The sequence below is a fragment of the Acidovorax sp. sif1233 genome (assembly GCF_019218755.1).
GTDB lineage: Bacteria > Pseudomonadota > Gammaproteobacteria > Burkholderiales > Burkholderiaceae_C > Acidovorax.
This window is the reverse complement of sequence record NZ_JAHUWZ010000004.1, coordinates 83759-105525: the sequence shown is the minus strand read 5'-3', so window position 1 is coordinate 105525 and position 21767 is coordinate 83759. Positions and strand designations below refer to the sequence as shown.

The following is a 21767-nucleotide window of genomic DNA, read 5'->3' as shown; positions in this document are numbered from 1 at the left end:
CTGCAGTGCGTGCGGATGGACGAAGTCGCAGTGCTTCAAGGCACGCCTTTGATGGGATTTGTGTTTGCGCTTGATCGCAGTGTCCAACGTTCCGGGACCGATACGCTGTGCACGCTGGTGGCATTGGTGTGTGCGAGCGCCTGCCTCGTGGCGCACATCATCGTGCTCAACGACTGGGCGGGTATTGACGGTGACCTCCAGGATCCGAATCGAAGTACGCGTACCTTCTTGTCGCTCGGCATATCCAGGCGGGCAATGTGGTGCATGGCGCAACTGTGGGCGGTTCTGGGGTTGGCATTCTCGGCGTATCTTGGATTGCATTCGTTGTGGGTCGCCGGCGGCATGCTGCTGACCAGCACGTTCTACTCTTCACCCCGGTGGCACCTCAAAGGCATCCCCATTGCCAGTTCGCTGCTGCATCTGGCCGGTGGCATCCTGCATTTCTTGCTGGGCTATCTGGCGATTGGCGAACTGAACCCTCAGAGCCTTGTTTTTGCGTGCTATTTCGGTGTCGTGTTTGCGGCTGGCCACCTGATGCATGAAGTGCGCGGACATGACGCGGATGCAGCAAATGGTATTTTGACCAACGCGGTGGCGTTCGGAAAAAATGCCACCTCCATCGCGGCCTTCGTGCTGTTTAGTGCTGCCTATGGGCTTGTCGCAGTCTGGGCCGCCATGGAGCAGCATCCACTGTTGCTGAGTCTGTCATTGGCGGCTTATCTGTTGCATGGTCTCAAGACGTGGCAGGTGTTTCAGTCACGGCTCGCACCCGATCCTTTGCTGCATCTGCAGCGGCACTACCGGTTCAACTTTGCCGTGATTGGCTTGGTGCTCTTGGGAACCTTTGCGCTGCCTTATGTTCACGGCAGGGTGTCAGGAGTGGCTGGATAGCAGGCTGTAGATCATGCGTATCGGCTTGGTAATGCGCCAGGAGCCAGACCGCACAAGCGCGTCCACTTGAGCTTGCAGGGAGTGCCGTGTCGCGCGCAATTGCTCCAGCTCTCGCTGATTCACCAGCAGGATCTGAACCTGTTGCCTTGCCGCCAGCAGGGCGCGATTGAGTGCCAGAATCTCGTCGTGCATTTCGGCGCCAGCGCGCGCGAGCCGTCTGCATTCCTCGCGTGTGTCGATCAGGTCTAGTTCAATCCGGCGATGCTCCAAAGCTGAGGCGCGCAGAGGCGCCTGCTCCATGTGGGCAGAATTTTTACCGGACGGAATGGAGCGTGCCGCGACCCCGGAGGTCTGCGGGGCGTTCGCCATGCATGCAGATTCGGCGCATGTGTTTTTTGCTAGTTCATCCATCACGTGTCCTGCTTCGAATTGCTATAGGCTGAGATGTGTCGTTGCGACGCGGGGCGGCGTTTGCATTCAGCGCACGCTATTTGGTGCACTGCAGTGCGAGTACTTCGGCAATTCGGCTGCGCAGCCGTTGCGCACATGCGGCCGGCCCATGCTGCTTGTGCAGCAAATCCCGGGCATTGCGCGCACGGCGCGCGGCTTCGTCCGCATGAAGATACACCGAGCGCATTTGCCACGCCGCATGCGTTTCGTCCGGTTCGGCCCACATCTGGCCGGCGTGAAATGGGTAGTGGCCTTCGGGTACTGCAACCAGCGTGTAATCAACAGGCCAGCCTGTCTGGTTGGATACCAGTTCGGTGGTGGCGGAATAGTCGGTGGCAACGACCGGCTTGCCCAGCTCCATCGCTTCTGCGATCAGCAAGCCCAGGCCTTCGCTGCGGTGCAACGACACGACCGCATCGCAGCAGCCGATGAGTTGCAAGGTGGCGCTCCGACTCAGGGTGTCTTCAATCAGCTGGACATCCGGATCGCCGCGCAACTCCTGCAACAGTGCGGCCTGCGGGCCACGCAATTTGTCCGCGTTCAGAGCCTTGATGACCAGCCGGACTTTCGCAACTGGCGCATCTTGGCGAAACGCACGGCGAAACGCCCGGACCACCGCCATCGGATTCTTGCGCTCCACAAATGACAGGCAATCGAAGGAAAAGAAGAATATGAAAGCACCATCGTCCAATCCGAACTGCATCCGTTCACCGGCTTTCGGGGTTTCGAAAGTGAGCATCAGCGGCATGTAGCGCACAGGCTTGTCGATTCTGCCTTCCAGCATGGCCTGGATGTACTGCGTGGGCGCCCACACCTCATCCACAAGATCGAATGCCTTGAGCCAAGGGGCGGGAAAATTCTCCAGTTCCCAAAAGGGCATCGTCGCCCGCCAAGCCCCGGGATTCAAGGAGGATTCGAGTGTTTTGACGACGAGGGGCAACTGGTCCGCATTGACGTTGAAGACCTCGATGGGGGAGGACGATTGGTCAACAAAAAGTCCTTCCAGAGACTGTTCCAGTTCACTGGACAACGCGCTGATGCGAACCGGCAGGCCGCATACCGGGATCTGGCCGTGGTCGAGCGCACGCAACATCTGTCGACCTGCTTCGCCAACGCCCAACGCCAGCCGCAGGTAACCCACCACCGTGACCGAGGGACCTTCGTTCGTGCATTGCAAAGGGAGGGCGTCCATAGCGGTTGTGGACGGTGCATCGATGGGCTGCCTGGGGGCCATGATGGCTCTGCCGTCGAACCAGGGTCGCCCGTGGGTTCTGAACCAGTCCAGGTATCTGTCGACACCGTGTGCTGTCGAGAGATCGAATGCATGTCGAAGCCCCGGCTCGCTGCGGTGTATTTCTGTCAGCAGGCGCGTGGCCTGACCCGAGGCCCCGCTGCATGCGTCGGGACTTGGCAAATGCAAGTAGTCCTCGTAAGTGGCGAATGGATCGCCGCCTAGCCAGCGCACATGGCGGTCACGGAACATGCGGCGTACAAATTTCGGAATGGGAGTGCCAGAGGCAAATCGCCCATAAGCGTATGCGCCGACAGGAATGTCTCCGTGGCCATTGGCGAGCACCCGGGACGCATAGCGATGCATCAGGTTTGCCAGCGGATGCGAGATGTCTGCGTCGCGAAATGCCTGGGTGTATTTCGACAACCGTTGCGGGTTGAGTGGATCAATGCCGCTGAAGTGGAAAAAACACAGAGGCTCGCCGTCCACCAGCCACGCACCCGCTTCGCCCGTCAATGTCCGCTGGTGGAGATTCCAGTAGGCCACGTTGTATGTGGTATCCCGCAGAATCTGCGCCTTGGCTGCAAAGCCGGGGATCAGATCCATGAATTTCTGATCGACAAATCGGCCGGAATCCGGCTCGTTGACGCAGTCATATTGCAGCCGGCGCGACCACCAACGCAGCAGCTCTTCTGTTTCCTGCGCGGCACCGACTCCCAGGAAACCAAGGTTGTAGACACCGGCGCGCATGATGCCGACGTCATCGGGAAAGTCGCTCCGCTCGGCGGGCTTCGTCATGTGCGGCGTCAGGACAAACGAGGCGCCGGCTTCCAGCAACGCGAACACCTTGTCCAGCGGCGCGTATACCTCGATGTCTGGGTCGAGATAAACGACGTGCTCATGACCCCGGTCCCGCAGCGCGCGGAACATGAAGGGCTTGACGGCCGTGTTGAATTCCATGATGTCGTAGCGGAATGCGAATCCGCGGAAATCATCGATATTCAGGTCTGTGGCCGCAATCACCTGGCATGCATCGGGATAGTCCACCATCTCCGGCTGCACGTCGTCGGCCAGGCACAGATATACATCGGCTTCTGGATGGTGCCGCTGGATGCTCTCCAGCAAGACCTTGGCCATCGGCACATAGTTGTTCGAGCAGATGGTGAAAAGTGCGCGTTGAGCCGTCATTTTTTCTTTGAGGATTTGTCTGCTGAATTGCTTTGACTCGCAAACAACGAGCGACAGGCCCAGCTAACGCATGAATAGTGAACAAAATCTAACACACCCTATGGCCTGGGCAGGGTGACGCGCAGCGCCTGCCATTGAAAGCGGCTAGAAGTTCTCCATTGGCAGATGGATACGGCGCACGGAGCCGTCAAGGGAGGGGCGTGGAGAACCACCGGCTGGCGCTTCCCAGGACGCTATGGCAGACTGCAGCGCCCAACTTCGGGAGACGTGCATGACCGAGCCGACCGCCCTTTGCGACATTCTCGTTGTCACCACCACGGTGGCCACCGAAGCGGAAGCGCGGCGGCTGGCGCAACTGGTCTTGCAGGCGCGGCTGGCGGCCTGTGTGCAGGTGGAGCCAATCACGGCCTACTTCCGCTGGCAGGGCGCCTCGCAGGAGGACCGTGAGCTCCGACTGGTCTGCAAGACGGTGGCGCGCGCGCTGCACCCGCTGTTGGCGCTTTTGCGGGCGCAACATCCTTATGCGCTGCCGCAACTGGTGGTCCAGGCGCTGCAGGGGTCCGCAGAATATGCCGGCTGGGTGGATGCGCAGGTGGCCCATGCCACGGTGCTGGCCTGACTGCGGGGGCATCCGCCGTTTTTCCAGCCTCCCGGGCGGCAGGGGCGGGTTCCTGCCTGGCCCCTCTGGCTGGGCTGGCTACACGCTCAGGTCGATCTGCTGCACCGTGCCCGCGCTGCCGTCGTCTCGCAGGTAGACGCTGGTGGAGCGCACGGCGCCCAGGCTGCCGTTGTCGGCGCTGCGCAGGGCAAAGGGCGTTGCCTGGGCGCTGAGCTGCACCGCGCCCACGCCCAGCTCCTGCAGGGTTTGCAGGCGGCCCGTGCCATCCGCATCCGGGGTCCACACGCGCAGTTGCTGGAAAACGGGGTCGGCCTCGTCGATCCAGCCGTTGCCGTCGCTGTCATGCCGGGCCAGCTCCGAAAAGCCGTTCCCCGTGCCCGGGCCGAAGAGTTCCAGGCCGTTGTCGATGCGTGCGTTCTGGTTGTTGTCCAGCGCCAGGTAGCCCCGGTTCCCGGCCAGCAGAGGCACCTGTTCGGTCTGCCCGTCGCCGTCCAGGTCGAAGGCGAAGCGCAGGTCCTGTAGCTGCGCGGCGGTGCCGTCGAAGTTGATGACCAGGGGGTCCACCGCCACGGCATCGCCTAGCCGCAGGCTGACGGAGGATTCCTCGCGGTAGCTGCGCTGCATGTCCAGCTGCAGCGTGAACTGGATCTCCCGGCCATCGGCGGTGCGCACGGTGCCCGCCGCCGCGAACTGGGTGCGTTCGGTTTCCTCCAGCACCTCGCGCTGTTCGTAGATCACGCCAAAGCCCGCGCGCTGGCGGGGGGCCTCCGTGGTGCCGCCCCCGGCGGGGGGCGCAGCGGGCACGGGCTCGGCGGGCGCCTCGGCGGCCTTGGGCCCGGCATACACGCGAACCAGCACGCCGGTCATGCGTTCGATGAGGTCGCGGATCATCGCGAGCTGGGGTGTCAGGCCTTCGTCGGGGTCGCGCGTGGGGCGCGGCTCGACGGAGGCCGAGGCCGCGTGGGCGGCCTGGGCCAGGCGGGCCGCGCTGGAGATCTGGGGCGGCGGGGCCTGGCGGGCGGCGGGCGTGCCCGGAGGGCGCTCGCCCACCCACATTTCCAGGCGGCTTGTCTGGCTGTGCATGCGCGTGGCGGCATGCCGGGCCTGCATCTGCAGGGTGGACGACTCGATTTTCATGGGGCACCTCCATGGTTTCCACGGAGGCGCGGCGCGGGGCCGACTGTCGTGGCCTTTGGTTATCGGCATTTGCGTGCGGCAACTTGAATGCCATCGCGGCGCCGGTCTGGCGCGAGGTCAGCCGGGGGCCTTTGCGGGGCCCAGTGCCTCCAGCGCTGCCCGTTCAAAGTCTTCCAGTGCCAGCGGCCTGCCAAACAGGTAGCCCTGAAACGCCTTGCAGCCGTGCGCGAGCAGGAACTGGTGGTGCGCCGCCGTTTCCACCCCCTCGGCGATCACGTCCAGGCCCAGGCTGCCCGCCAGGGCGATGATCGAGCGGGCGATGGCCGCATCGCTCGGGTCCAGCAGCACGCCGCGCACGAAGCCCTGGTCGATCTTGATCTGGTCCAGCGGCAGGCGCCTGAGGTAGCTCAAGGACGAGTAGCCCGTGCCAAAGTCGTCGAGCGAAAAGCCCAGCCCATGGGCCTTGAGCGCGCGCATCGTCGCGATCACGTTGTCCACGTTGTCGAGCAGCAGGCTTTCGGTCAGTTCCAGCTTGATCCGTGCCGGATCGGCCCCCGTCCGCTGCAGCAGCGCAAGCACCTGGGCCACGAAATCGTCCTGCAGGAACTGGCGCGCGCTCACGTTGATGGCGACGTTCAGGTGGGCAAACTGCGGGTGCTGGCGCCACCGGGCCTGCTGGCGCAGGGCGGTTTCCATCACCCAGTGGCCCAGGGGCAGGATCAGGCCGGATTCTTCCGCCAGGGGGATGAACTCGGACGGCGGGACCATGCCCTGCACCGGGTGCCGCCAGCGCACCAGTGCCTCTGCGCCGGTCACCCGCCCCTGGTCGTCCACCTGGGGCTGGTACAGCAGCAGGAACTGCGACTGCCGCAGGCCGGTGTGCAGCTCCGCCTCCAGCAGCGCACGGCGGTTGACGGCCTGCTGCATGTCGGGGTCGAAAAAGCGCAGGGTGTTGCGGCCCGCGTCCTTGGCGCGGTACATGGCCATGTCCGCCTGCTTGAGGACTTCGTCCACGGAGTCGCGGTGGTCGCGCAGGAGCGTGACGCCGATGCTGGCCGTGAAATGGTGTTCGTGCCCCGCCAGCTGGTAGGGCTGGCGCAGCTGGGCCAGGATGAGTTCTCCCAGCGTGCGCGCCTGCGCCGCGGCTTCCGGCGGGTCGCTGCTGAGGTTCTGCAGCACCACCACGAATTCGTCGCCACCCAGGCGGGCCACGGTGTCCTGTTCCCGCACGCAGCCGGGCAGGCGCAGGGCGACTTCCTTGAGGAGCAGGTCCCCCACTTCATGCCCCCGGGTGTCGTTGAGCGTCTTGAAGTTGTCCAGGTCCACGAACAGCACGGCGGTGGTCAGGCCCGAGCGCGCGCCGTTGGCCAGCACCTGCTGCAGCCGGTCCACCAGCAGGCGCCGGTTCGGCAGCTGCGTGAGCGCGTCGTAGAACGCCAGGTAGCGGGCCTCGTCCTCCGCGGCCTTGCGCCCCGAGATGTCGATGTCGATGCAGAACATCTCGGGCGGATGCCCGGGCACCTGGATGTAGGCGTGGCTGGAGAACACGTCCACGGGCGAGCCGTCCTTGCGCCGCAGCTGCAGCTCGCCCGCCGGGATGACCTCGCCCGTGGCGAACATGTGGCGCATGTGCCCGCGCACGGTGTCGGCCATGGCCGGCGGGATGATGAGGTCCAGCAGGTTGCTGCCCAGTGCTTCCTCGGCGGTGTAGCCGTAGAGCTGCTCGGAAGCCCGGTTCCAGTAGCTGGTGGTGCCGTCCTCCAGATAGCCCTGCACGGAGATGGACGGAATGTTGCGCAGCAGCGAGCGAAAGCGCAGTTCCGATTCGCGCAGCGCGCCCTCGGCGAGCTTGCGCTTGGTGATGTCGCGCGCCAGGAAGACCACGGCCGCCTGGCCGCCCACCTGCACGCCCAGGGGCTGGGCGCGCCCTTCGAAATGCCGTGGGCCCGAGAGCGTCTGCATCTCGTACTCCATGCTGTGCGTCTGGCCCGACTGCAGGGTATTGCGGATCAGCTCCAGGAAGCTGTCGGCCTGTGGCGCGGGCAGCACGTCATGCAGCCGCTTGCCAATCAGCTGAGGCGGGCTGGCCGCCAGGGGTGCGTCGTCGGGCGAGAGCACCTCCACATACCGCCCACGGGCGTCCAGCACGAGCAGCACGTCGGGGATCGCCTGGGCGATGGCGCGCAGGCGCGCCGCCGTGCCATGCAGCGCGCGCTCGGTGGCCAGGCGTTCTTCCACATCGCGCAGCAGCAGGCCCAGCACCACCGTGGCGGGCGTGAAGGTCAGCAGGAAAGGCACGGCCAGGGTCTGGTTGATGCGCTGGACGGCCTCGGCGGGAAGCAGCTGGAACAGGGCGACGACTGCGGTGTGCAGCAGCAACCCGAACAGGGCCAGCGGAACGGGCTCCACCCCCAGGCGCCCGCGCGCGCGGCCTTCGCGGTAGACCAGGCCCAGCGTGGTGCACAGCGCAATCACCAGCAGGCCCACCTCGGCGCCGGCGCCCCCCAGCCAGAGGCGGCCCGTGGCGGCCATGGCGGCGGCGATGCAGGCCACCAGCGGGCCCCCGAACAGGCCCGCCATGCTGAGCACGACCGAGCGCGCATCGAAGATCACGCCCGGCATCAGCACCACGGGGGTGAGCATGCCCACCACGCAGATGGAGCCAAAGAGGATGCCGGAGAAAACCTGCCCGGTGCGCGGGTGCCGGCGCCAGACGCGGATGTTGAACCCATGCAGGAAGCACAGCGCCAGCAGCAAGGCAACACCTTTGACCAGCTCAATGAACATGGGCGTCCGCGCCTTTCCTGGGGAAAGCCCATCATGGGGGAATTGCTGCCGTTCGTAAACGTGAAAATGGCCCCGAGGGGGCCATGGATCGCGGTTGCGGGCGGGTTTTCAGGTCAGCAGCGCCTGCGCGAATTCGCGCGCGTTGAAGGTCTCCAGGTCTTCGAGCTTCTCGCCCACGCCGATGAAATACACCGGAATGGGGCGTTCCTGCGCGATGGCCGCCAGCACGCCGCCCTTGGCCGTGCCATCGAGCTTGGTCACGATGAGGCCCGTGAGCTGCAGCGCATCGTCGAACGCACGCACCTGGGCCAGGGCGTTCTGGCCGGTGTTGCCGTCGATCACCAGCAGCACCTCGTGCGGCGCCGTGGCGTCGGCCTTGGTGACCACGCGGCGGATCTTTTTCAGCTCTTCCATCAGGTGCAGCTGCGTGGGCAGGCGCCCGGCGGTGTCCACCAGCACCACGTCCTTGCCGCGCGCCTTGCCGGCCGTGACCGCGTCAAAGCTCACGGCGGCCGGGTCGCCGCCTTCCTGGCTCACGATCTCGACCGTGTTGCGGTCGGCCCAGACGCCCAGTTGCTCGCGCGCGGCGGCGCGGAAGGTATCGGCGGCCGCCAGCAGCACGGCCGCACCTTCGCCGGCCAGGTGTTTGGTGAGCTTGCCGATGGAGGTGGTCTTGCCCGCGCCGTTGACGCCCGCCACCATGATCACGGTGGGGGTGTGCTCGCCAATGACCAGCGCTTTTTCGAGCGGGCGCAGCAGGTCGGCGAGGGAGTCGGCCAGCAGGCCCTTGACGGCGGCGGGGTCGGTGGTCTTGCTGTCCTTCACCCTGCGCTTGAGGTCGGCCAGCAGGTGCATGGTGGCCTTCACGCCGGTATCGGCCATGAGCAGGGCCTCTTCCAGCTCTTCATACAGCGCATCGTCGATCTGCGTGCCGGTGAACACCGTGGTGATGCTGCTGCCCGTCTTGCGCAGCCCGGCCTTGAGGCGGTCGAGCCAGCCCTTGCGTTCCACGGGGGCGGCCGGCGCAGGTGCCGGTGCGGCGATGGGGGGGGCTGCCACGGCCACGGGCGCCGGCGGCGGGGCCTGCACCGGCGCTGCCACGGCCACGGGGGCCAGCGGCGGAACCGTGGCCGGTGCTGGCGCGGGCACGGGTGTGGGGGCTGCCTCGGGCGTCTTGGGGGCGAACGGGTTGCGCAGCCAGCCAAAAGCGGCCGGCGCCGCGGCGGGAGCTTCTGCGGGCGCTGTCGCGGGCGTGGTCACCTGCGCGGGGGCTGGCGAAGGCCCTGGCGGCGGCTGATGCACCGCCGGAACTGCCGTGGCCGGCAGGATGGAAGTGGGGGGAGCGGCAGGTGCTGGAGCGCCGGACGACATGGCCGGGGAGGGCGCATCGGACGGTGCGGGCGTCGATGGCGGAGCGGCGGGCTTTTTCTTGAAAAAACTGAACATTGGTGGGTTCTTAGAATCATCCATTCTATGAAACGTGCTTTCACCCTACTGGGCCTGCTGGCCTGCCTCTCGTCCGGGGCTGCCTTCGCGGCAACCACCCCGGTGTCCCAACCCTCCGATGCGCCTTCTTCCACGCCGTCCACCACGGCCTCTGGCGCGCAGCAGTTCACCCTGAGGAACGGCATGCAGCTCATCGTGCAGCCCGACCGGCGCGCCCCCACGGCGGTGCACATGGTCTGGGTGCGCGTGGGCTCCATGGACGAAGTGGACGGCACCACGGGCGTGGCGCACGTGCTCGAGCACATGCTGTTCAAGGGCACCAAGACGTTGCCGCCGGGCGAGTTCTCGCGCCGCGTGGCCGCCCTGGGCGGGCGGGAGAACGCGTTCACCAGCCGCGACTACACGGGCTACTACCAGCAGATCCCGTCCAGCCGGCTCGAAGACGTGATGAAGCTCGAATCCGACCGGTTCGCCCACAACCACTGGCCGGATGAAGAGTTCAAGAAGGAGCTGGAGGTGGTGAAGGAAGAGCGCCGCCTGCGCACCGAGGACCAGCCCCGCGCCATGCTGGCCGAGCAGCTGTTTGCCGCCACCTTCACCGCGTCGCCCTACCGTCGCCCCATCGTGGGCTGGATGAGCGACCTCGATGCCATGACGCCGAACGACGCGCGCGCCTTCTACCGCCAGTGGTACACGCCCACCAATGCCGTGGTGGTGGTGGCGGGCGACGTGGACCCCGTGCAGGTGCGGGCCCTGGCCGAAAAATACTACGGCGGCATCCCCGCCCATGCGCTGCCCGAGCGCAAGCCGCGCGCCGAGCCCGCGCAGCAGGGCCTGCGCCGCATCGCCGTCAAGGCGCCGGCCGAGCAGGCGTATGTGGCGCTGGCCTTTCGCACCCCCAGCCTGGACCGCGTTGAAAACCTCACCGACACCGACCGCGACGCCCTCGCGCTGATGGTGCTGTCGGCGGTGTTCAGCGGCTACGACGGCGCGCGGCTCGACCGTGCGCTCACCCAGGGCGAGAACCGCGTGGCCGACAGCGCCAACAGCAGTGCCATGGTCACGGGGCGCGGCCCCAGCCTGTTCATGCTCAGCGGCGTGCCCGCCGCGGGCAAGACGGCCCAGCAGGTCGAAGACGCCCTGCGCGCCGAGGTGGCCCGCGTGGCCCAGGGTGGCGTGAGCGAGGCCGAACTCGCGCGCGTCAAGACGCAGTGGATCGCCTCCACCGTGTACGAGCGCGACTCGGTGATGAGCCAGGCGCAGGAGCTGGGCGGCAACTGGGTGCAGGGTTTTCCGCTCGACGCCAATGAACGCCTGCTGGAGCTGCTGCGCACCGTGACGCCCGCCCAGGTGCAGGCCGTGGCCGCCAGGTATTTTGGCGACGACCAGCTCACCGTGGCCACCTTGCTGCCACAGCCCCTGGATGCCCCCCGCGCCCGCCCCACGCTGCCGCCCGGCGCCGTGATCCGTTGAACCCGCCCTGGGCCCCTTGCACATGATTACTATCAAAAATATAGCTGCTCGCGCTTTGTTGATAAGCGCTGGAGTGGTTTTTTATTCAAACTCTGCCTGGGCGTTGCTGCCCATCCAGCACTGGACGGAACCCAGCGGCGCCAAGGTCTACCTGGTCGAAAGCCCCGTCATCCCCATGGTGGACGTGCAGATCGACTTTGACGCCGGCAGCCGCCGCGACCCGGCGGGGCAGGCGGGCCTGGCCAGTGCCATGGCCGCCATGGCCAGCAAGGGCGTGAAGGCCCTGGGCAACGAGCCCGCGCTGGACGAGAACGGCCTGGGCGAGGCCTGGGCCGACCTGGGCGCGAACTTCGAGGCCGGCGCCGAGAACGATGCGCTGCACTACTCGCTGCGATCGCTCACCGACCCGCCGCTGCTCGACAAGGCCGCCCGCCTGGCCGCGCGCCAGATCGGCGAGCCCAGCTGGCCCGCCGACGTGTGGCCGCGCGACCGCGCCCGCTGGATCGCCAGCCTGAAGGAGGCCAACACACGCCCCGCCACCGTGGCGGGGTATGCATTCGCCTCGGCGGTGTACGGCAGCCACCCGTATGGCGTGCGCACCACCGAAGACACGCTGATGCGCATCAACGTGGCAGACATGCAGGCGTTCCATGCCCAGCACATCGCTGCCTGCCGCGCCAAGGTGAGCATCGTGGGCGCCGTGTCGCGCGCGCAGGCCCAGGCGCTGGTCGCCACGCTGCTGTCGCGCCTGCCCGCCGCGTCGGGCTGCGCGCCGCTGCCGCCCGTGGGCGAGATCAGCGCGCTGGCCGCGCCGGTGGAGCAGAACGTCCCCTTCACCTCGGCCCAGGCCCATGTGCTCATCGGCCAGCCGGGCTTCCAGCGCCGCGACCCGGACTTCCTCGCGCTGCTGGTGGGCAACCACATCCTGGGCGGCGGCGGTTTTGTCTCGCGCCTGACCAGCGAGGTGCGTGAAAAGCGCGGCCTCAGCTACAGCGTCTACAGCTACTTCGCCGCCGGCATGCATGCGGGTGCCTTCACCGTGGGCCTGCAGACCCGCCCCGACCAGGCGGCCCAGGCCGTGAAGGTCTCGCGCGACGTGATCGCGCGCTTCGTGGCCGAAGGCCCCACCGAGGCCGAACTGCGCGCCGCCAAGGACAACCTCATCGGCGGCTTCGCGCTGCGCATCGACAGCAACAAGAAACTCCTGGGCAACGTGGCCAACATCGCCTGGAACGAACTGCCGCTGGACTACCTGGACCAGTGGTCCAGGAAGGTGGAGGCCCTGACCGTGGCCGACGTGCGCGCCGCCATGGCCCGGAAGCTGCAACCCGAGCGCATGGTGACCGTGGTGGTGGGGGGCAAGCCATGAGCCGCTCGACCCTGAAAACCACCGCCATCAACGCCGAGATCCGCAAGGCACAGGCCGCTGCGGCCACCCCCCCGGCGGCCGCCACCGGCAAGAAGGGCGCGCCCAAGGACAAGGCGGCCCCAGCCGCCGCGCCCAAGGGCGCGGGCGAAATCCGCATCATCGGCGGGCTGTGGAAGCGCACCCGACTGCCCGTGGCCCAGCGCCCCGGCCTGCGCCCCACGCCCGACCGCGTGCGCGAGACCCTGTTCAACTGGCTCGGCCAGGACCTGGCGGGCTGGCGCTGCCTGGACGCCTTCGCGGGCACCGGCGCCCTGGGGCTGGAGGCCGCATCACGCGGTGCCAGCGCCGTGCAGCTGGTGGAAAGCGACGCCGCCCTGGTGGCCCAGCTGAACACCCTGCAGCAGCGCCTGCAGGCCACCGCCGTGCGCGTGCAGCGTGGCGACGGCATCGCCGCCCTCAAGCAGGCCGCGCCCGCCAGCATCGACCTGGTGCTGCTGGACCCGCCGTTCGACAGCGACCTGTTCGGCGCCGCCCTGCAGGCCGCCGCCAAGGCGGTGGCCGCCGATGGGTTCGTGTACCTCGAGGCACCGCGCGCCTGGGCCGATGAAGAGCTGGCCCCGTGGGGACTGGCTGTGCACCGCCACCTCAAGGCGGGTGCGGTGCACGCCCACCTGCTGCGGCGCGGCGCCTGAAGCCTCCGCCTGGCCCCGCCAGGCCTTTCAGGCCGGAGCCCAGGCCGCACACCCGCGCGCCGCCGGGGCACTGCCACGCCCGCCGGGGACAGGGGCGCGAACGTCCATGTTGCAGTGCACTGCATAATGCGCCCACGCGGCCCGCCAGGTGGGGCCAACGACCCTTCCGCCAGACAGGAGACAACCAGCCATGGCCCAGAACGTGCTCGCCGTATACCCCGGAACCTTCGACCCCATCACGCTGGGCCATGAAGACGTGGTACGCAGGGCCACCCAGTTGTTCGAACGCGTGATCGTGGCCGTGGCGGCGGGCCACCACAAGAAGACCCTGTTCACCCTGGAAGAGCGGATCGACATGGTCCGCGAGGCGGTCAAGGGCTACCCCCAGGTGCAGGTCGAGGCCTTCTCGGGCCTGCTGCGCGACTTCGTGGTGGAGCGCGGCGGCAAGGCCATGGTGCGCGGCCTGCGCGCCGTGACCGACTTCGACTACGAGTTCCAGCTCGCGGGCATGAACCGCAGCCTGATGCCGCAGGTGGAAACCGTGTTCCTCACCCCCAGCGACAAGTACCAGTTCATCAGCAGCACCTTCGTGCGCGAGATCGCCGTGCTGGGTGGCGAAGTGCACAAGTTCGTGTCGCCCTCGGTGCAGGAGCGGCTGGCCGAGAAGGTGCGCACCCTCACGCCACCGTGATCGCTCTGGGTCAATCGGGCCCTGGCGCTTGATGGACAAGCGCTGAGTGCTATTGATTGAATAGCACTATGTTCTGGCTGCGCCGCCCGTTCATGGCAGCGCCCGGAGCTGGCGGGCCACATCCACCGCCTCGGCCTGGAGCGCCTCCAGCATGGGCGCCACCTCGGGCAGGGGCGGGCGGTACAGCGGCAGCACGCACGCCACGCTGAACGGGATCGAAAACGCCAGCCGCCGCACCACCAGCCGGCCGCCGGAGCCGGCCGCCGCCAGGGCGGTCAGCGGGTTGACGATGGCCAGTCCCAGGCCGTGTTCCACCATCGCGCACACGGCGGCGGCGCTGTGGGTTTCCATGCGCAGGGTGCGCGGCACGGCGGCTTGCGCAAAACGCGCGTCGATGAGGCGGCGGTAGGGGTCGTCGGCCGACAGGCTCACGAAGGGCTGGTCCGCAAAATCCTCCAGATGCAGCACGGGCCGGCGCGCCAGGGGGTGGTCCGCCGGCACCACGGCCACTTCATCCAGGGTCAGCAGCACCTCGGCGCGCGTGCCCGGCGGGGCGGCGGCCTGCTCGCACAGGCCCAGGTCAAAGCGCTGGGCGCTCATCCATTCCTCCAGCAGCGGGGACTCCTGCGGCGTGACCGACAGGCGCGCGTGCGGGTGTGCCTGCAGCAGCCGCGCCGCCGCGCCCGGCAGCAGGGCGTGCGCCAGCGCGGGCAGGCACAGCACCGACAGCTGCACGGCATCGGGGCGGCCCAGCGCCACGGCGCGGTCCACCACGCGCTCCAGGCCCTGCCAGGAGCGCTGCACCTCGTCCCACAGCGCGAGAGCGCGCGCGTTGGCTCGCAGCCGCCCTTGCACGCGCTCGAACAGCGCATAGCCCAGCAGCGATTCCAGGCGCGCGAGTTCGCGGCTCACGGTGGGCTGCGAACTGTGCAGCAGGCTGGCCGCGCCGGTCGCGCTGCCCGCGGCCATCACGGCGCGGAACACTTCGATGTGCCGGTGGGTGATGCGGCGGGCCAGGGGGGAGATGGCGGCATCGGTCATGGGTAGAGCATATCCAGAATGAATGGATGCTGTAAATCAAGGCATTCGACCAAATGGCGGGAAGGGAGCATCATCCAGCCTTCACACCGCATCCTGCCTTGGGAATCCGCATGTCCAACCCTTTCTCTCCCGCCCAGCTCTGGGCCCTGGCCGACCAGTTCGGCACCCCGCTGTGGGTGTACGACGCGGCCACCATCCGCCAGCGCATCGCGCAGGTGTCCAATTTCGAGACCGTCCGTTTCGCGCAGAAGGCCTGTTCCAACATCCACATCCTGAAGCTCATGCGCGAGCAGGGCGTGAAGGTGGACGCCGTCTCGCGCGGCGAGATCTTGCGCGCGCTGGCGGCGGGCTATGTGGCCGGCGGAGAGCCGTCGGAGATCGTCTTCACCGCCGACCTGTTCGACGCCGCCACGCTCGACTGCGTGGTGGAGCACGGCGTGCCGGTCAACGCGGGTTCCATCGACATGCTGCACCAGCTGGGCGCGCGCTCGCCCGGCCACGCCGTGTGGCTGCGCATCAACCCCGGCTTCGGCCACGGCCACAGCAACAAGACCAACACCGGCGGCGAGCACAGCAAGCACGGCATCTGGCACACCGACCTGCCCGCGGCGCTGGCCGCCATCGTGCAGCACGGCCTCCAGCTCGTGGGCCTGCACATGCACATCGGCTCGGGCGTGGACTACAGCCACCTGGCGGAAGTCTGCGGCGCCATGGTGGGCCTGGTGCGCACCACCCACGCGGCCGGGCACGACCTGCATGCCATCTCGGCCGGCGGCGGCCTGTCCATTCCCTACCGCAGCGGGGACCCGGTGGTCGACACGCAGCACTACCACGGCCTGTGGGACGCCGCGCGCCAGCAGGCCGAGGCGGTGGTGGGCCACAAGCTGGGCCTGGAGATCGAACCGGGCCGCTACCTGGTGGCCGAATCCGGCGTGCTGCTGGGCGAGGTGCGGGCCGCCAAGAACGCGGGCAACAACCGCTTCGTGCTGGTCGATACGGGGTTCAATGAGTTGATGCGCCCCTCGATGTACGGCAGCTTCCACGCGATGGAGCTGCTGCGCCGCGATGGCACCACCGCCGCCGCCCAGCCCACCGTCGTGGCCGGGCCGCTGTGCGAATCGGGCGACGTGTTCACGCAGGGCGATGGCGGCGTGGTGCTGCCGCGCGACCTGCCGGCCGCGCAGGTCGGCGACCTGCTGGTGATCCACGACACGGGCGCGTATGGCGCCTCGATGTCCTCCAACTACAACACGCGCCCGCTGATCGCGGAGGTGCTGGTGGACGGCGGCCAGGCGCGCCTGATCCGCCGCCGCCAGACGGTGGACGAGCTGCTGGCGCTGGAGCTGGGACTGTAGAAGGCTGGCGCGGCCGCCGCGCGCAGCGGCCGGGACGGCGGTGCGAAGGAAGGGAATGAAAGACGGCGGCGCCTTTGCGGCGCGGCCCGCGCCGACACCTGGTAGGCACGGGACTACGGCCACGCGCAGCGCTGGCGCACAGGGCGGGGGGAGGCGGGGCCCTAAGGTAGAGCCATCCACATTTCTTCATCCCTTCAAGGAGATCACCATGCCTATCATCTTGTGGCTGCTCGGCGTCCCGCTGTCGGTTGTTCTGTTGCTCATGCTGTTTGGCGTGTTCTGACCTCTGCGCAATCCATGTAAAAAGCCGCGTGCGCCCCAGGGCGCACGCGGCTTTTGTTTTGCGACAAGGGTGTGCGGCGCTGGGGGCGGTACGGCCGGCCCTCGCCGGGCAGGCGCCTGCCGCGCGCCGTTCGACTACACCAGTTCCGCCGCGGGCCCCCGGCCCATCAGCGCCGCCACGGCGTCCGCGGGCTGGATCTGGCCGTCCAGCAGCGCCACCGCGGCGCGGGTGATGGGCATGTCCACCCCCAGCATGGCGGCCCGCTGCGCCACGGTGCGGGCGCTGTAGACGCCTTCCGCCACGTGGCCCAGCGACTCCACCGCCTGCGCCAGGGTGCGGCCCTGCGCCAGCAGCATGCCCACGCGGCGGTTGCGCGACAGGTCGCCGGTGGCGGTCAGGACCAGGTCGCCCAGGCCCGACAGGCCCATGAACGTGTCCGGCCGCGCGCCGAGCGCCAGCCCCAGCCGGGTCATTTCGGCCAGGCCGCGCGTGATGAGGGCGGCACGGGCGTTGAGCCCGAGCGCCAGGCCGTCGCACAGGCCCGTGGCGATGGCCAGCACGTTCTTCACGGCGCCACCCACTTCCACGCCCACGATGTCCTCGTTGGCGTACACCCGCACGCTGGGGCTGTGGAACGCGCCGACCAGCGCGTCCCGCACCCGCGCATGCGGGCTGGCCGCCACCAGCGCGGTGGGCTGGCCCAGCGCCACTTCCTGCGCAAAGCTCGGACCGCTGAATACACCTGCTATTAAATCAGGAGCTACTTGCGCTTGTACTTCATGTGCCAGCAGCCCAAAGGATGCCGAACCGGCACCGGGAGGCATTGCCTCGAAGCCCTTGCACAGCCAGGCCACGGGCGCCGTGCATCCCCGCAGCGCCTGCAGCATGCCGCGCAGCGCCGCCATGGGCGTGGCCACGATGACGAGGTCGGCATCCGGCAGCAATGCGCCAAAGTGGCCGTCGGCGATGGAGAGAGAAGGGGGAAAGTCGATGCCCGGCAGATAGCGCGCGTTCTGGCGCGCCACGCGCATGGCGTCTGCCTGGCCCGCGTCGCGCGCCCAGAGCGTGACCGCATGGCCGCCAGGGTGCTGGGCCGCGCTCATGGCGAGCGCGGAACCCCAGGCACCGGCACCCAATACTATGATTTTCATAGCTGCTTGCGCTTATTCATCAGGCGCTGGAGGCCAAAAAGTCTTTGATTCGATGATCTCCGCGCTACGCCTCGCCCGCGGCCCCTGCCAGCGGCGCGGCCCAGGCGGGGTAGCCGCGGAACTGGCTTTGCCAGGCCGTTGGCCGCGTCCCCCTCCCGAGCGCGCAGCGCGACGAGAAAGGGGGAAGGCGCGAAGCGCCTCAGGGGGCTCTTCTTATTGCGTGATGATGGGCGAAGCCTGGCCGGCGGCCTGGGCTTGCTGCTGCTCGTACATGGCCTGGAAGTTGATTTCGGCCAGGTGCACGGGCGGGAAGCCGGCGCGGTTGATCAGGTCGGCCACGTTGCCGCGCAGGTAGGGGTACACGATCTGCGGGCAGGCGATGCCCATGATCGGGCCCATCTGGTCTTCCGGCACGTTGCGGATCTCGAAGATGCCGGCCTGCTTGGCTTCGACCAGGAACACGGTCTTGTCCTTGATCTTGGTCTGCACGGTGGCGGTCACGGCCACTTCGAAGATGCCTTCGGCCACGGGCGTGGCTTCCACGCCCAGCTGGATGTCGACGTTCGGCTGCTCTTGCTCCAGCAGGATGCCGGGGGAATTGGGCTGCTCGAGCGACATGTCCTTGAGGTAGACGCGCTGGATCTGGAACACGGGATTTTCTTGGTCGGCCATGGTGAAGTCTCTTTGCTCTAACGGAATTTCTAGCAAAACAAAACCCGCCCGGGAAAAGCTCCCGCAGCGGGCACATGGGGCTGCATTATGCAGCGCCCGCGGTGGGGGTCAGGCGGCGCCCAGCAAGGGCATGAGCTCGCCGCGGCTGTCCAGCGCCACCAGATCATCGTGGCCGCCCACATGGGTTTCACCGATGTAGATCTGCGGCACCGTGCGGCGGCCGGTGATCTCCATCATGTGGACGCGCGCGGCGGGGTCGGTGTCGATGCGGATTTCCTCGATCTGCTCCACGCCCTTGGACTTGAGGATCTGCTTGGCCCGGATGCAGTAGGGGCAGACGGCGGTGGTGTACATCTTCACGGGTTGCATGGCGGACCTTCCTCTTTCTTCCTGTGGGGCTAAAAATCAGTGGCAAGACTATCGCGGACCCAATAACTGGGGGCGGATCAGGCTTTTTCCACAGGCAGGCTGGCTTCGCGCCAGGCCTTCAGGCCACCAGCGAGCGACTGGGCGTTCTCGTAGCCCAGCTTCTTGGCAATGGCCACCGCGCGGTTGGCGCGGGCGCCGCTCGCGCAGACCAGCACCACGGGCAGCGCCTTGTTCTTGACCACCGTGGGCAGGCGCTCTTCGAGCTGGCCCAGGGGCACGTTCCTGGCGCCGTTCACATGGCCGGCGGCGAATTCCTCGGTTTCGCACACGTCGATGACGATGGCTTTTTCCCTGTTGATGAGCTGCACGGCCCGGGCGGGCGTCAGCGAGCCACCACTGGCGTTCTTGAGCACCGGCCACAGCAACATGCCGCCCGAAGCCAGTGCAACAAAGATCAGATACCAGTTGTCGATAATGAATTTCACGAAGATTCCTTGGGTTGGCGAACGGCGTAATTCTAGAATGCTGGGTTTTGGCCCGCATTTCTTTGACCCGCCTTTCCTGGGGAAACCATGTACAAACTCGTCCTGATCCGCCACGGCGAATCCACCTGGAACCTTGAAAACCGCTTTACCGGCTGGACCGATGTCGACCTCACGCCCACGGGAGTTTCCCAGGCCATGTCCGCTGGCAAGCTGCTCAAGGCCGAGGGCTACGAGTTCGATCTGGCCTTCACCAGCGTGCTCAAGCGTGCCATCCACACCCTCTGGTACACGCTGGACGAGATGGACTGCACCTGGCTGCCGGTCGTCAAGGACTGGCGCCTGAACGAGCGCCACTACGGCGCCCTGCAGGGCCTGAACAAGGCCGACATGGCCAAGCAGTATGGCGACGAGCAGGTGCTGGTCTGGCGCCGCAGCTACGACACGCCGCCGCCCGCACTGGAAGCCACCGACCCCCGCAGCGAGCGTGGCGACCGCCGCTACGCCGCGCTGGCCGAGGGCAGCGTGCCACTGACCGAATGCCTCAAGGACACCGTGGCGCGCGTGCTGCCCTTCTGGAACGACGCGATGGCGCCGGCCATCCGCTCGGGCAAGCGCGTGGTGCTGGCCGCGCACGGCAACTCCATCCGGGCGCTCGTCAAGTACCTCGACGGCATCTCCGAGTCCGACATCGTCGGCCTGAACATTCCCAACGGGATTCCACTGGTATATGAACTCGACGCCGACCTGAAACCCATCCGCCACTACTATCTGGGTGACGCGGAAGCGGCCGCCAGGGCCGCGGCCGCCGTGGCATCGCAGGGCAAGGCGTAAAGCTCGCGTAAAGACGGGGAAAACCCGCCATCTTCTCTTGCCAAAGTGAGTGCCCGTGCGGAACCGCGGCGGGTTCGGCCCTTCCAAGGTGTATATTGATTCGAAGCGGTAAAAGGTGTTGTATGGGCCACAAACTTAAAATTGCAGGATGGGTGTCGGTGGGGGTGGTGGCCGGAGCGCTCACCACGGTGTCCCTGCAGACGGTGGCGCGCGGCGCCATGACGCCACTGCCCCTGGAGGAAATCCAGCAGCTGTCGGCGGTGTTCGGCCTGGTGAAGACCGACTATGTCGAGCCGGTGGACGACAAGAAGCTCATCACCGACGCCATTTCGGGCATGGTCGCCAGCCTGGATCCGCACTCCCAGTATTTCGACAAGAAGTCCTTCAAGGAATTCCGCGAGGGCACGTCGGGCCGCTTCGTGGGCGTGGGCATCGAGATCACCCAGGAAGACGGGCTCATCAAGGTCGTCTCGCCCATCGAGGGGTCCCCGGCGTTTCGCGCCGGCCTCAAGACCAACGACCTGATCACCAAGATCGACGAAACGGCGGTCAAGGGGCTGTCGCTCAACGACGCCGTCAAGCGCATGCGCGGCGAGCCCAACACCAAGGTCACGCTCACCATCTTCCGCAAGGACGAGAACCGCTCGTTCCCGGTGACGATCACGCGCGAAGAGATCAAGACCCAGTCCGTCAAGGGCAAGGTGGTGGAGCCCGGATACGCCTGGATCCGCCTGTCGCAGTTCCAGGAGCGCACGGTCGATGACTTCGTGCGCAAGGTGGAGGAGGTCTACAAGCAGGACCCCAACCTCAAGGGCCTGGTGCTGGACCTGCGCAACGATCCCGGTGGCCTGCTGGACGCGGCCGTAGCCGTCTCGGCCGCGTTTTTGCCGGAGAACGTCACGGTGGTCACGACCAACGGCCAGCTGGCAGACAGCAAGGCGACCTACAAGGCATCGCCGGACTACTACCAGCGCCGTGGCGGCGGCGACCCGCTGCGCCGCCTTCCCCCGGCCCTCAAGTCCGTGCCCCTGGTGGTGCTGGTGAACGAAGGCTCGGCATCCGCCAGCGAGATCGTGGCCGGCGCGCTGCAGGACCACAAGCGCGCCACCATCATGGGCAGCCAGACGTTCGGCAAGGGGTCGGTGCAGACGGTGCGTCCCCTGGGGCCTGATACCGGCATCAAGCTGACCACGGCACGCTACTACACGCCGAGCGGCAAATCGATCCAGGCCAAGGGCATCGTGCCCGACGTGATGATCGACGAGTCCGAGGAGGGCAACATCTTTGCGGCCCTGCGCATGCGCGAGGCCGACCTCGACAAGCACCTGGGCAGCGGCCAGGGCGAGGAAAAGAAGGACGAGGCCCGTGAAAAGGCCCGCGAGGATGCGCGCAAGCGCATGGAGGACGAGGCCAAGAAGCCCGCTTCCGACCGCAAGGCGCCCGAATTCGGTTCGGACAAGGACTTCCAGCTGGTGCAGGCGCTGAACCAGCTCAAGGGCCGCTCCGTGCTGGTCAGCAAGACCTTGACGGAACGCAAGGAAGAAAAGAAAGAGAATTGAGCTTTCTTTCGCTCGTGGTCTGATCGGCTCCAAGCCGGATTCCAGCG

General features: G+C 67.2%; 19 protein-coding genes. 9 read left to right on the top strand and 10 right to left on the bottom strand.

Annotated features, from left to right (window positions below):
- Window positions 1-15 precede the first annotated feature (15 nt).
- Window positions 16-891, top strand: a complete 876-nt coding sequence (locus tag KW843_RS14870; RefSeq protein ID WP_218295931.1) for a UbiA family prenyltransferase — start codon at window positions 16-18, stop codon at window positions 889-891.
- Here KW843_RS14870 and KW843_RS14865 read toward each other — a convergent pair.
- Together KW843_RS14865 and KW843_RS14860 are read right to left on the bottom strand one after the other, a co-directional pair.
- Window positions 874-1302 (bottom strand): hypothetical protein, encoded by a 429-nt coding sequence (locus KW843_RS14865; protein WP_218295930.1) that lies wholly within the window; start codon window positions 1300-1302, stop codon window positions 874-876. The two genes, KW843_RS14870 and KW843_RS14865, sit on opposite strands and share 18 nt — an antisense overlap.
- Window positions 1303-1378: 76 nt before the next feature.
- Window positions 1379-3760, bottom strand: a complete 2382-nt coding sequence (locus KW843_RS14860) for a glycosyltransferase (RefSeq protein WP_218295929.1) — start codon at window positions 3758-3760, stop codon at window positions 1379-1381.
- A 271-nt stretch (window positions 3761-4031) separates the two neighbouring features.
- Here KW843_RS14860 and cutA point away from each other — a divergent pair, with 271 nt between their 5' ends.
- Entirely contained in the window at window positions 4032-4379 is a 348-nt protein-coding gene (gene cutA, locus KW843_RS14855) for a divalent-cation tolerance protein CutA (protein ID WP_218295928.1), read from the top strand.
- 78 nt (window positions 4380-4457) lie between these two features.
- Here the strand turns inward: cutA and KW843_RS14850 are convergent, their stop codons facing one another.
- From KW843_RS14850 to ftsY, 3 genes are all read right to left on the bottom strand, one after another.
- Window positions 4458-5516 carry a hypothetical protein gene (locus KW843_RS14850; RefSeq protein WP_218295927.1) on the bottom strand — a complete coding sequence of 353 codons (1059 nt, stop codon included), beginning with the start codon at window positions 5514-5516 and terminating at the stop codon, window positions 4458-4460.
- Window positions 5517-5633: 117 nt separating this feature from the next.
- Window positions 5634-8303, bottom strand: a complete 2670-nt coding sequence (locus KW843_RS14845; RefSeq protein ID WP_218295926.1) for an EAL domain-containing protein — start codon at window positions 8301-8303, stop codon at window positions 5634-5636.
- Window positions 8304-8411: 108 nt separating this feature from the next.
- The gene (ftsY, locus tag KW843_RS14840) at window positions 8412-9749 is read right to left on the bottom strand and encodes a signal recognition particle-docking protein FtsY (RefSeq protein WP_218295925.1); all 1338 of its coding nucleotides are present in this window, start codon (window positions 9747-9749) and stop codon (window positions 8412-8414) included.
- A gap of 27 nt (window positions 9750-9776) precedes the next feature.
- Here ftsY and KW843_RS14835 point away from each other — a divergent pair, with 27 nt between their 5' ends.
- From KW843_RS14835 to coaD, 4 genes are all read left to right on the top strand, one after another.
- Window positions 9777-11222 (top strand): pitrilysin family protein, encoded by a 1446-nt coding sequence (locus KW843_RS14835; protein ID WP_218295924.1) that lies wholly within the window; start codon window positions 9777-9779, stop codon window positions 11220-11222.
- A 22-nt stretch (window positions 11223-11244) separates the two neighbouring features.
- Complete coding sequence (locus tag KW843_RS14830) at window positions 11245-12591, top strand: pitrilysin family protein (RefSeq protein WP_218295923.1); 1347 nt, start codon at window positions 11245-11247, stop codon at window positions 12589-12591.
- The gene (gene rsmD / locus KW843_RS14825; RefSeq protein WP_218295922.1) at window positions 12588-13283 is read left to right on the top strand and encodes a 16S rRNA (guanine(966)-N(2))-methyltransferase RsmD; all 696 of its coding nucleotides are present in this window, start codon (window positions 12588-12590) and stop codon (window positions 13281-13283) included. The genes KW843_RS14830 and rsmD overlap by 4 nt, the downstream gene beginning before the upstream one ends.
- Before the next feature lie 190 nt (window positions 13284-13473).
- Window positions 13474-13974, top strand: coding sequence for a pantetheine-phosphate adenylyltransferase (gene coaD, locus KW843_RS14820; protein ID WP_218295921.1), 501 nt, complete (start codon window positions 13474-13476; stop codon window positions 13972-13974).
- Window positions 13975-14064: 90 nt separating this feature from the next.
- On the opposite strand, the gene KW843_RS14815 is transcribed toward coaD, so the two are convergent.
- Entirely contained in the window at window positions 14065-15015 is a 951-nt protein-coding gene (locus KW843_RS14815) for a LysR family transcriptional regulator (protein ID WP_218295920.1), read from the bottom strand.
- 110 nt (window positions 15016-15125) lie between these two features.
- Between KW843_RS14815 and lysA the strand changes: the two genes are divergently transcribed.
- Window positions 15126-16370, top strand: a complete 1245-nt coding sequence (gene lysA, locus KW843_RS14810) for a diaminopimelate decarboxylase (protein WP_218295919.1) — start codon at window positions 15126-15128, stop codon at window positions 16368-16370.
- A 417-nt stretch (window positions 16371-16787) separates the two neighbouring features.
- On the opposite strand, the gene KW843_RS14805 is transcribed toward lysA, so the two are convergent.
- From KW843_RS14805 to KW843_RS14790, 4 genes are all read right to left on the bottom strand, one after another.
- Complete coding sequence (locus tag KW843_RS14805; RefSeq protein ID WP_218295918.1) at window positions 16788-17804, bottom strand: NAD(P)H-dependent glycerol-3-phosphate dehydrogenase; 1017 nt, start codon at window positions 17802-17804, stop codon at window positions 16788-16790.
- A 213-nt stretch (window positions 17805-18017) separates the two neighbouring features.
- Window positions 18018-18476, bottom strand: a complete 459-nt coding sequence (gene secB / locus KW843_RS14800) for a protein-export chaperone SecB (protein ID WP_218295917.1) — start codon at window positions 18474-18476, stop codon at window positions 18018-18020.
- A gap of 108 nt (window positions 18477-18584) precedes the next feature.
- The gene (grxC, locus tag KW843_RS14795) at window positions 18585-18845 is read right to left on the bottom strand and encodes a glutaredoxin 3 (protein ID WP_218295916.1); all 261 of its coding nucleotides are present in this window, start codon (window positions 18843-18845) and stop codon (window positions 18585-18587) included.
- Between the two features lie 77 nt (window positions 18846-18922).
- Entirely contained in the window at window positions 18923-19330 is a 408-nt protein-coding gene (locus KW843_RS14790; protein ID WP_218295915.1) for a rhodanese-like domain-containing protein, read from the bottom strand.
- Window positions 19331-19417: 87 nt separating this feature from the next.
- On the opposite strand from KW843_RS14790, the gene gpmA reads away from it, so the two are divergent.
- The gene (gene gpmA / locus KW843_RS14785) at window positions 19418-20161 is read left to right on the top strand and encodes a 2,3-diphosphoglycerate-dependent phosphoglycerate mutase (protein WP_218295914.1); all 744 of its coding nucleotides are present in this window, start codon (window positions 19418-19420) and stop codon (window positions 20159-20161) included.
- A gap of 122 nt (window positions 20162-20283) precedes the next feature.
- Window positions 20284-21720, top strand: a complete 1437-nt coding sequence (locus KW843_RS14780) for a S41 family peptidase (protein WP_218295913.1) — start codon at window positions 20284-20286, stop codon at window positions 21718-21720.
- Window positions 21721-21767: the final 47 nt, after the last annotated feature.